Raw genomic sequence first — 10,505 nt, 5'->3', positions numbered from 1 at the left:
CATTGCATTCCCTGCACCTGCGGTTCTCTGCATATCTGAAAGCTATTACTCATTCTGGTGATTTATGGACGATTTAACCTTGCGTTATTACGACGCTGAAATGCGCTACCTGCTGGAAGCGGGTGAAGAGTTTGCCCGCGCTCATCCTGAGCAGGCGGCAATGCTCAATCTCGACAAAGCGGGCGCCCGCGACCCCTTTGTCGAGCGCCTGTTTGAAGGTTTTGCCTTCCTGATGGGCCGCATGCGCGAGAAACTCGATGACGATCTGCCTGAGCTGACCGAAGGCGTGGTCAGTCTGCTGTGGCCACATTATTTACGTACCATTCCCTCGATGTCGGTCGTGGAGTTCACCCCCGACTGGCCGGAAATGAAAGAATCGATGACGATAGGCAAAGGTTTTGAAGTGCTTTCCCGGCCGATCGGTGAAAAGGGCACGCGCTGCCGGTACACCACCACCAAAGCGATCGCTCTGCAGCCGTTATCCCTGGAACGCGTCCAGCTGGCCACCGATACGGATGGCCGGTCGGTGATCACGCTGCGCTTTACCTGCAGCCAGCTGACGGACTGGCGCCGGGTCGATCTCAGTCATATCCCGCTGTACTGCAACGCCGATGCGCCGCTGGCCTGCGCCATGCACGAGGCCTTTACCCTCAATGTGGCCCGGATGTGGCTGCGCATGCCCGATGAGGTGGACAGAAGGCCGCTGGACGGGTATTTCAGCGCGCTGGGATTTGGCGAGGATGACGGCCTCTGGCCTGAAGATGGCCGCAGTTTTCGCGGTTACCAGCTGCTGCTGGAGTATTTTACCTTCCGCGAAAAGTTCATGTTCATCGATCTGCGCGGGCTGGAGACGGTGGCTTTTCCGGCCGGACTGGCGTGGTTTGAAATCGACGTCGTGCTGGCGGAACGCTGGGAACATGACTTCCGCTTCAGCGAAAAGCAGCTGCGCCTGCACTGCGTGCCAGTGATCAACCTGTTTCCGCTGGAGTCCGATCCGCTGACCATCAATTCCCTGCAGACCGAATACCCGCTGCGCCCGATGCGCGTGCAGGACGGCCACACCGAAATTTACACCGTCGATTCCGTGATCTCCTCACACCAGCAGGTTTACGCGCCGTTCTCAAGTTTTCGCCACAAAGGCGGCATGATGCGTCATGACGCGGCGGACTATTACTATCATACCCGGGTGCGCCGTGGCCCCTCCGGGCTGTACAACACCTGGCTTATCGTCGGCGGAGAAGCCTTTGATAATCATACCGTACCGGAAGATGAAAGCCTGTCGCTGACCCTCACCGGAACCAACGGCCAGCTGCCGCGTCGCGCGCTGCAGAGCACCGTGCTCGATACGGTGATGAAAACCACTTCCGCCAGTATTGCAGTGCGTAACCTCTGCGCGCCGACGCTGCCGTGCTATCCCCCCGCCCAGGACCGTTTTCACTGGCGGGTGCTGAGCCATCTGGGCAGCAGTTTTCTTTCCCTGATGGATAACGCGGAGGTCCTGCGCGGCACCCTGGCGCTGTATGAATGGACCGACAGCGAGATGAATCGTCGGCGTCTGGAAGCCATCCTCGACGTGAAGCACCGCGCAACAGAGCGCTTTGCACAGGGCCATCTGGTGCGCGGCGTACAGATTGAAGTCACCCTCGACAGTCACGGCTTTGCCGGACGAGGCGATATATGCCTGTTTGGCGAGATGCTTAGCCGCTTCTTCGCGCTCTACACCGACATCTACTTGTTCAACCGCCTGATTATCATTCTGCAACCAACCGGAGAACGACTGGAATGGGAAGAGAAGCACAGCCGCCGCATTCCCGGCTGACCCCGCGACTGGAGGCCGACCTGCCGCGGATCAATTTTTACCGCTTCTGCCAGCTTCTGGAAAAACGGCGTCCCGGCCAACCGCTGATGGGGGGAACCAGCCATCCGGCTGACGATCCGGTGCGTTTTTACCCGCATCCGGGAATGGGATTTCCCGCCAGCGAACTGAAAGCCGTGGAATACGATGAGGACGATGACAGCAGGCCGCCGGTCATTCGCACCACCTTTATGGGGTTGTACGGTGTCGATTCGCCGCTCCCGACGGCATATCTCGATGATATCGCCCAGCACAGGGAAGGGCATGAAGCGCTGCAGGGCTTACTGGATATCTTCAGCCACCGGATCATGACGCAGTTTTACCGCATCTGGCGGAAATACTCCTGGCCCGCCACCTTTGAGCCCGGCGGCACCGATCGTCTCTCGCAGTCGCTACTGGGCCTGGCGGGGCTAGGCATCCCCGGCACGACGCAGCATATCGCCTCGCCGGCGTCGCGCTTTCTGGCGCTAACCGGCGTGCTGCGTCAGCCGGGCAAAACCCAGCAGGGGATCCAGGCGCTGGTCACCCTGCTGGCCCCGGAGACCACCGTCAGGGTGAGCCCGTACAGCCTGCGTCCGGTGGCGATCAGCCAGCCGCTGGGGTTTTACGGCGATGACGACTTCTTCCTGGACGGCAATACGCCGCTGGGTGACGAAGCGATGGATGCCAGCAGCCAGCTCCTCGTCGCCCTTACCACCGACAATCCCGCGGAGGCGCAGGGCTGGAAGCCTGACGGCCCGCTGTTTCGGGACTTTCTCATCCTGCTGCGGGTCTACCTCGGCTGGCGATTCCGGGCCAACATCACCCTGACCGCGCCGACCCGACTGCTGGCTGTCCCGCCGCTGGGGGACGAGCCGTTCTGGCTCGGTATGAACGGCGTGCTGGGCGTGGGTGAGGGCGAGAGTGAGGACGATATTCCTCAGACCTTTACCACCGAGCTGGGTACCTATACGGGCCTGCAGCCTGCCACCTTTCTACAAGGAAACCGACGTGTTACGTATAAGTTTGACTAAAACCGCCTGTCTGCTGCCCCTGCTTGCGCTTTGCCTGAGCGGATGCGGACTCACCCAGCGCGTCTCGGAGGGAACAAAGTCTGCCTTCAACGCCGTTTTTTATAAGAAAATTAATACGCTGCATCTGGACTTTACCGCGCGCGAAGCGCTCAACACCGATGCCAGAGAGAATCACTCGCTCTCTGAACCGGTGGTGGTGCGCATCTATCAGCTTAAAGATCGCCAGACCTTTGACCGGCTGGTTTACCAGCAGCTGCTGGAGGAGGGGGATATTCTGCTCGCCGCCGATCTCCTCGCCAGTCGCGATGTGGTGATCGGTCCCGGAGGGGACGCCAGTCTGAATATGCCGCTGGAAGCGGAGGCGACGTTCGTGGCGGTTGTCGGCCTGTTCCGCCATCCGGACACACAAAGAAATACCTGGAAGCAGGTGCTGGCGCGTGAGGAATTGGATCCGGACAAGCCGCGCATTTTCACCGCCGAACACAACCAGCTACGGCTCAGGCCTGAAGCGGCGAAGTAACGTAAAAAAAACAAACATTTGCGGCGGGGCCATCGCGCCAGCCCGCCATCAATCTTCGTAACCAGCGAACGGGCGATAACCATCTTGATCCAGCCCAACCGGTTTCATCACAGCACAGGGAGATAACGTGACAGCGAGGGAACGTTTTTTTAAGAAACTGCAGCAACAGCAAAATCCGCGGCGGACAGCGGCCCTCGACGGGTCGGCCGCCGCGGATATCGCCAGGTTTCGTCAGCAGATGGCGGCACTGGCTCAGCAGATAAGTCAGTGGTTTGATGGAACCGGTATTGAGGTGGTGATTTCGACCCGCCATCTCCACGACCTGAGTACCCTTGGCTACAGCCTCAACAGCGGCATCTGCCGCTACGATATCCCGGCCATTCGTCTGCAAAACGGCGAGCGCAGCGTCAATATCGTGCCGCAGCAGCTGTTGGATGGCGTGGAAAAGGGGATCGTGACCCTGAGTCTTGAGGCGCCCGACGGCGCGGGATCCCGGGAGGTGTTTTATCTGAGCCTGGCCCCGGAGGAGGGCTGGATGATCCGCAAGGCGCACCAGTCCCCGGAAGCGCGGCTTATGCTTACCGAAGATCGCTTTTTTATGGCGGTCGATAGCCTGGCCTGATGATCCCTGACAGGCGATGACGTTCCCGCGGCGGCGGTGCAAAGCGCGCATCGCCGCCCTGAGGTATCAGGCGCCAAACGCTCCGTCGATGGTGTGCATGGCGCCAGTGACAAACGACGCCTCCGGACCGGCCAGCCACGCCACCATTCCCGCCACCTCTTCCGGACGGCCATGGCGCTTAATGGCCATAAAGCTGTGCATCAGCTCTTTCATCGGGCCGTTCTCCGGGTTGGCGTCGGTATCAATTGGGCCGGGCTGGACGACGTTGACCGTGATGCCGCGCGGGCCAAAATCCCGCGCCAGGCCGCGCGCCAGCCCCTGCAGGGCCGATTTGCTGAGCGCATAGGCCGCCATTCCCGGCAACGGCATGCGATCGCCATTGACCGAGCCGATGACAATAATGCGCCCGCCTTCCGGCATGCGGCGCGCCGCTTCGACGGAGGCATGGTAGGGGGCGTGAATATTGATGCGGAACAGGCGATCGATGGCATCGCTGTCCTGCTCGAGAGCGTCACCGAAAAGCGCGATCCCGGCATTGACCACTAACACGTCCAGCGGGCCGCTGTCGCGGACCAGGCTTATCACCGCATCGCGATCGGCGCTGTCCGCCTGCACCGCCGTGCTGCCGGTCTCTGCCGCCAGCCGCTCGGCCGCTTCCGGCGAACCGGAATAGCTAAACACCACCGACGCGCCATCGGCGACAAAACGCCTGACGATCGCCGCGCCAATTCCCCGACTCCCGCCTAAAACCAGCACTGATTTGTTGTGAAACGCTGTCATATCCCACACCTCATGATATTGTAGTGATGATTACAATATGCTGCGGCTAAACAGGCTGTCAAGGATTAATATAGTGACCACTACAAAACAAGGGCGTACTCCGGGACGTCCCCGCCAGTTTGATGCGGAACAGGCCATTGAAACGGCGCAACGCCTCTTCCACGCGCGAGGCTACGACGCGGTGAGCGTGGCCGATCTGACCCAGGCTTTCGGCATCAACCCCCCGAGCTTTTATGCCGCTTTTGGCAGTAAGCTCGGGCTGTATACCCGCGTCCTGCAGCGCTACAGCCAGACCGGGGCCATTCCCATTGATGCCCTGCTGCGAGACGACCAGCCGGTGGCGGCGTCGCTCATCGCCGTACTGCAGGAGGCGGCTCGCCGCTATGTGGCCGATCCGGCCGCCGCCGGCTGCCTGGTGCTGGAGGGGGTACATTGTCAGGATGCTGATGCCCGGGTGGCGGCAGGCGAATGGCATGCTGCGGCAAGAGCCAAAATCCAGCAGTATATCGCCCGCCATCGCCCGCAGGACGCGCTGCGGGTGACTGACTATATGGATACGTTGATGCTTGGCCTGTCGGCGAAAGCGCGGGAAGGGGATAGTCTGCCGCGTCTTCTGGAGACCGTGCGGCTGGCAGGCCTGGCGCTGGAGCGCATCCTGCCAGCCTGAGTCGTCAGATGGTTTGTCCGCCCGACACCTCGATCCGCTGGGCGGTCACCCAGCGGTTATCGTCGCGTAGCAGGCTGGCGATCATCGGCCCAATATCCTCGGGAACGCCCACCCGTCCCAGCGCCGTCATGGCGGCAAACTGCGCGTTAACCCCCGCGTCGTCCCGCACCAGCCCGCCGCCAAAATCGGTGGCGATAGCCCCGGGGGCGATGGTATTGACGGTGATGCCGCGCCCGCCCAGCTCGCGGGCCATATACACGCTCAGCATCTCCACAGCCGCTTTGGCGGCGGCGTAGGCGGAGAAGCCAGGATAGGAGACGCGGGTCAGCCCGGAGGAAAAGTTAACGATCCGCCCGCCGTCTGCCAGCAGCGGCAGCAGGGTTTGTACGAGGAAAAATACCCCCTTAACGTGGACGTTAAACAGCCCGTCGAACTGCGCTTCGCGCGTTTCGGCCAGCGGGGCGAATTCGCCGTGCCCTGCGTTATTGATCAGGTGGTCGAAAGTGGCCCGCCCCCAGACGCTGGCCAGCGCGCTGCCGAGGCTGTCGGCGAAGGCCGGGAAGCTGGCGGTTTGCGCCATATCCAGCGGTAGGGCGATGGCCTTGCGGCCCAGGGCGCGGATGTCGGCGACCACCGCTTCCGCCTGTTCGAGACTGCCGCGGTAGGTGACGATGACATCCCCACCCTGGCGGGCGATATCCAGTGCAGTCTGACGGCCAAGGCCGCGGTTGGCGCCGGTAATAAGTGCAATTTTAGTCATGTTCGGTCCTCTCTGGTATGTGGAGTCCTTACAATAGGAGAGGCTCACCGGGCCGGGTTGCCCAATCCTTGTTATTTTTTGCCCATTTCTCTCCGTTCACTCCCTTTTGCCGGGAAATAGCGCATACTCAGGCTTTAAAACTTGCCTGAAAGGATCTTATGCGCGACGCTCTGTTCGATCTCTGCCGCCGGTTTGCCGATGCTCATGTCGATAGCAGCGGGGTGGCAGTTACCCCGGTTCCCGGTATAACTCTGGTGCGGGCCCTGCATCCTGGTGACCTGCAGGCGGCTATCGCCAGGCCGCTGGTGGCCATGCTGCTCCAGGGGCGTAAGAGCGTGACCACCGGCCTGGCCAGCTTTGACTATGGTCCGGGCGAGGCGATGGTGATTGCCGCGGATGTTCCCACTACCAGCCAGATCACCGAGGCCAGTCAGCGTTTTCCCTATTACGCGCTGGTGCTGGAGCTGGACCTGGCTATCCTGCGCGAGCTGCAGGAGGCCGGGCCGTCAGGGCCGGATGAGGCGCCCCGCGTTGGTATCGAACCGATGAACGCCGATGTGACGGATGCCGCTTACCGGCTGGCAAGGCTGTTTGATCAACCGGGGGCGCTGGCGGTGCTGGGGGAAGGTCTGCGGCGGGAGCTGCATTACTGGCTGTTGCAGAGTGTCCATGGGCCGGCCATCCGGGCTCTGGGCGCCGTAGACAGCCATTCGGCGCGGATCCGTCGGGCGGTGGCGATGCTGCGCCGGGATTTTATGCAGCCAGTCAGCGTCGACGCGCTGGCCGACGCCGCCGGGATGAGCGTCTCTGTCTTTCACCGTCATTTCCGCGCCATGACCACGCTGTCGCCGCTGCAGTTTCAGAAGCAGTTACGCCTGATCCACGCCCGCCGCCTGATGCTGGCGGAAGGGATGAGTATTGCGCAGGCTGCCGGGGAGGTGGGCTATATCAGCGTGTCGCAGTTCACCCGGGAATACGCTCGCCTGTATGGCGCGCCGCCGGGCCGCGATCGTCGACGGGAAAAAATGAGCGCCTGACCTGGCGCGCGGGCTGCCGGCAGCTCATCCCTGAGCCTGACGCCGGTGCTTTAGTCCGCGATTTTCGCCGTGATATGCACTTTGTTGCCCATTCGCGCTTCAGTGATGCGATAGGTAGTCGCGCCCTCGCGGGCGGCCTGCTGGCGGATTTTGCTCTCCGCATGGTCCAGGGTATCGCCGGTGGCGGTAATGGTTCTGGCATTTGCCGCGAGGGGCAGCAGACAACTCAATACGATCAGTGGAATTAACTTGTTCATCGTCATTCTGTCCTGTGAGAGAAAATCAGCGCGCGGTCTGCAGCCAGCCGGCAATGTCCTGGGTCGGCAGCTGGTGGCGGGCATTCCAGGTGTCGCCCATCGGCCACCACACGCCATCCCCCCGGGCGAAGGCGGCGCGATAGCGCAGCATGGCGTCATCCGGGTCTGTCCGCAGCTGCTCCAGCAGGGCGGGCAGGGTGTGGACGGCTTTGCTGAACGTCTGCTGCGTTACGCGCTCCACGGTATCCGCCAACTGCCGGTAAGAGGTCGTTTCGCCGGCAACAAACACCACCTCGTTGACGATCCGCGGCTGATGCAGATAAATCGCCGTGGTCAGGCGGCCAATATCCGCCGGTGAGGTGACGGTCACCTGGGTATCCCAGCTGCCAAGGGCGTGAAGGGTTCGGTTGGATAAATTCACTACATCGAAGTCTGGTTCGAAGAGAAAGCTGGTAAACATCCCGGTGGAGACAATGACCCACTCCGTGGCCCGCTGCGCGCGCAGCAGGGTCCGGACATCGTACTGCTCGTCCCAGACCGGCTGACCGCTGCCTTTGCCTACCACATCGTAATTGACGCCAAACTGCCAGGGAAAATAGCGGGGTACCCCGGCCGCCAGCACCGCGCGGGTAATTTTCAGCTGTGTCCCCGGACCGGCGACAAACCCCATGCAGTTAATCACGGTGGTGAATCCGCGAAACTGATCGGCCAGCGTCTCCATGGCGCTACCGGCGATATCGACGGCGAGGAAGGTGGCTCCGGCGTCGGCCAGCGCCTGATGGTTTGACGACCGCAGCTGGCCGGCTTCATCCCAGGCCGCCGGCGAGACGATGACCGAGACCGTGCCCTGGCGCTCGATTACCGCAGGCACCAGCGCATCGAGAACGGCGGCGCCCAGTTGTCCCGCTCCCAGCACCAATACCTTTTCCGCATGATTAAAATTATCAGTTTTCATTTTAACTCCTTGCTCAGTTAAGCCTTGTGTTGACGGGCTACAGGTTCAGTGTAGGGGGACGGTCGACATTCGATAAGTACAGCGTTTCGGGTTAGACTGTTCGTAATAATGGGATAATGAGCGCCGGAGGGTAACGAAATGGACAAACTGGATGCCATGCAGGTCTATGTTGCGGTCGTGGATGCCCACAGCTTCGCCCGCGCGGCGGAGGTGCTCGGGCAGCCGCGCTCCACGGTATCGCGGGTGGTGAAGGAGCTGGAAGCCTGGCTCGGGGCGCAGCTTCTCCAGCGCACCACCCGCAAGCTCAGCGTGACGGCGGAGGGTCGCCGGTATTATGAAGAGTGTAAAAGGCTGCTGGCCGAGATGGCGGCGATGGAAGCCTCCTTTCCCGGGCGCTCGGCTCAGCCCGCCGGGCGGTTCAAGGTAGGGATGCCGCAATCCCTTGCCCGCCACTGCATTCTGCCGAGGATCGGCGAGTTTTTGCAGCAGTAGCCCGATCTGGAGTTGATCCTCTGCTCAAGCGACAACGTGGAAGATATTATTCAGGAGGGATTCGACTGCGTGATCCGTACCGGGCGGATCGAAGATTCCACCACCCTGGTGGCGCGTCCTCTGGCCCGCTACCGCTGGATGGTCCTCGCCTCGCCGGCCTGGCTCGCGGCCCACGGCCGGCCGCAGAGCATCGACGAACTGCACCAGCATCGGGCGGTGGGCTACCTGAATCACCGTACCGGGCGGACCATCGACTGGCTTTTCTCCCTCGATGAAGGCGACTGCGCGATCCGCATGCGGGAGACGCTGGTGGTCGACGATACCGATGCCTACATTCAGGCCGGCATTCAGGGGCTGGGCCTGATCCGCGTCGCCAGCTATCTGGCGCAACCTTATCTGCAGAGCGGGGCGCTGGTCGCCTGTCTGGAGCAGGCCGCTTCTGATCTTCCCTTGTCGCTGGTCTATCCGCAAAACCGCTATCTGCCGCCGGCGGTGCGCGCGTTTTATGACTGGAGCAGGCGCGTGCTGCAACCCCCGCACAGCGAGGCCTGATGCCGGGGCATCGGCCCGGTTATTGGCCGCGCATGGCCTGTTTTAACTTCGTCACCAGCCAGTTCAGCGCCGGATCCTGCGCCCGCCGTTTGTGCCGCAAAATGCACAGCGTAAATTCCGGATACGCTACCGGCGGAGCGTCCGCGCGCAGCGCATACTGCGCCTGCCAGCGCTGCGCCAGCCCCTGCGGGACGGTGGCGAACAGCGGCAGGGTGGTCAGCAGCAGGGGAAAGGTGGAGAAATTCTGCGTGGCAAAGCGCACGCGCCGCGCGAGCCCCTGGCTGGCGAGCTGGCGGTCAATTTCACCGTGGCCGGTTTCGCGATAGGCCACCATCACATGTTCCCAGGCGACAAAGTCGCTCACCGACAGCGGACCGCGGCAGGGGATCTGCTGCGGCGACCACAGGGTGGTGACTCCCATGGACATCACCGGCTCGCTGACCACCTCCCCACGGCTCTGTTTGTTGACAGACACCGCGACATCAATGCGCTCCTCCTCCAGCAACTGGCGAACCTGGAAGGGGTCGGCGGCTATCGACTGCAGTGAGACTCCGGGCGCCTCCTGCATCAGCCCGGGTAACAGCGGGGGCATCAGCCAGTGTTCGCTCCAGTCGCTGAGGCCGATGCGAAAAAGCTGCTGCGCGCGCGCCGGGACGAACTCTGCGGCGCCAAACATCGCCGAATGCAGGTTTTCCATCAGCGGCTGCAGGTCGGTCATCAGCGCTTGCGCCCGCGGCGTCGGCAGCATGCCTCTGGCGCTGCGGACGAACAGCGGGTCGTCAAACATCTCGCGCAGCCGTTTCAGCGCCCCGCTGATAGCCGGCTGGCCAAGATGGAGTACCTCTGCGGTGCGGGTGACGCTCCCTTCGCGGTACAGCACCATCAAGACTGTCAACAGATTCAGATCGATACGACTAAAATCATTTTCAATGATTTTGTTCATTATGATAATCAATTTGAATGTGGGTTATCCCGGCAGCATAGTGAATATCACC

General features: G+C 61.8%; 11 protein-coding genes and 1 pseudogene. 7 read left to right on the top strand and 5 right to left on the bottom strand.

The genetic code is table 11. The annotated features are described in order from the left end of the window. The first annotated feature begins 64 nt into the window (after positions 1–64). From tssF to AB1E37_RS13990, 4 genes are all read left to right on the top strand, one after another. The gene (tssF, locus tag AB1E37_RS14005; protein ID WP_004892596.1) at positions 65–1,819 is read left to right on the top strand and encodes a type VI secretion system baseplate subunit TssF; all 1,755 of its coding nucleotides are present in this window, start codon (positions 65–67) and stop codon (positions 1,817–1,819) included. Beyond that, complete coding sequence (gene tssG / locus AB1E37_RS14000) at positions 1,783–2,868, top strand: type VI secretion system baseplate subunit TssG (protein WP_032447508.1); 1,086 nt, start codon at positions 1,783–1,785, stop codon at positions 2,866–2,868. Before tssF ends, tssG begins: the two co-directional genes overlap by 37 nt. After that, complete coding sequence (gene tssJ, locus AB1E37_RS13995; protein WP_004176417.1) at positions 2,846–3,388, top strand: type VI secretion system lipoprotein TssJ; 543 nt, start codon at positions 2,846–2,848, stop codon at positions 3,386–3,388. Before tssG ends, tssJ begins: the two co-directional genes overlap by 23 nt. 127 nt (positions 3,389–3,515) lie before the next feature. Then, on the top strand, positions 3,516–4,010 hold the full coding sequence (locus AB1E37_RS13990) for a hypothetical protein (protein ID WP_004179572.1): 495 nt from the start codon (positions 3,516–3,518) through the stop codon (positions 4,008–4,010). A gap of 66 nt (positions 4,011–4,076) precedes the next feature. On the opposite strand, the gene bdcA is transcribed toward AB1E37_RS13990, so the two are convergent. Next, positions 4,077–4,790 carry an SDR family oxidoreductase gene (gene bdcA, locus AB1E37_RS13985; RefSeq protein WP_004179573.1) on the bottom strand — a complete coding sequence of 238 codons (714 nt, stop codon included), beginning with the start codon at positions 4,788–4,790 and terminating at the stop codon, positions 4,077–4,079. Between the two features lie 73 nt (positions 4,791–4,863). Here bdcA and AB1E37_RS13980 point away from each other — a divergent pair, with 73 nt between their 5' ends. After that, on the top strand, positions 4,864–5,457 hold the full coding sequence (locus AB1E37_RS13980; protein ID WP_004179574.1) for a TetR/AcrR family transcriptional regulator: 594 nt from the start codon (positions 4,864–4,866) through the stop codon (positions 5,455–5,457). A 4-nt stretch (positions 5,458–5,461) separates the two neighbouring features. On the opposite strand, the gene AB1E37_RS13975 is transcribed toward AB1E37_RS13980, so the two are convergent. After that, entirely contained in the window at positions 5,462–6,217 is a 756-nt protein-coding gene (locus AB1E37_RS13975; protein ID WP_004224392.1) for an SDR family NAD(P)-dependent oxidoreductase, read from the bottom strand. Between the two features lie 158 nt (positions 6,218–6,375). Between AB1E37_RS13975 and AB1E37_RS13970 the strand changes: the two genes are divergently transcribed. Further along, a complete protein-coding gene (locus AB1E37_RS13970) occupies positions 6,376–7,254 on the top strand; it encodes an AraC family transcriptional regulator (RefSeq protein ID WP_004151595.1) in 879 nt (292 codons plus the stop codon). A 50-nt stretch (positions 7,255–7,304) separates the two neighbouring features. Here the strand turns inward: AB1E37_RS13970 and AB1E37_RS13965 are convergent, their stop codons facing one another. Together AB1E37_RS13965 and AB1E37_RS13960 are read right to left on the bottom strand one after the other, a co-directional pair. Then, positions 7,305–7,511 (bottom strand): DUF1471 domain-containing protein, encoded by a 207-nt coding sequence (locus AB1E37_RS13965; protein WP_004179576.1) that lies wholly within the window; start codon positions 7,509–7,511, stop codon positions 7,305–7,307. Between the two features lie 25 nt (positions 7,512–7,536). Then, the gene (locus tag AB1E37_RS13960) at positions 7,537–8,466 is read right to left on the bottom strand and encodes an aromatic alcohol reductase (RefSeq protein ID WP_004179577.1); all 930 of its coding nucleotides are present in this window, start codon (positions 8,464–8,466) and stop codon (positions 7,537–7,539) included. Between the two features lie 138 nt (positions 8,467–8,604). On the opposite strand from AB1E37_RS13960, the pseudogene AB1E37_RS13955 reads away from it, so the two are divergent. After that, positions 8,605–9,510: pseudogene (locus tag AB1E37_RS13955) on the top strand (LysR family transcriptional regulator). Between the two features lie 19 nt (positions 9,511–9,529). On the opposite strand, the gene AB1E37_RS13950 reads toward AB1E37_RS13955, so the two are convergent. Then, positions 9,530–10,453 (bottom strand): LysR family transcriptional regulator, encoded by a 924-nt coding sequence (locus AB1E37_RS13950; RefSeq protein WP_004224395.1) that lies wholly within the window; start codon positions 10,451–10,453, stop codon positions 9,530–9,532. Between the last annotated feature and the right edge of the window lie 52 nt (positions 10,454–10,505).

This window comes from Klebsiella sp. Shm-1, assembly GCF_040804525.1.
Taxonomy (GTDB): Bacteria; Pseudomonadota; Gammaproteobacteria; order Enterobacterales; family Enterobacteriaceae; genus Klebsiella; species Klebsiella pneumoniae.
The sequence above is the reverse complement of the archived record's forward strand: the minus strand, read 5'-3'. Positions and strand labels throughout refer to the sequence as shown.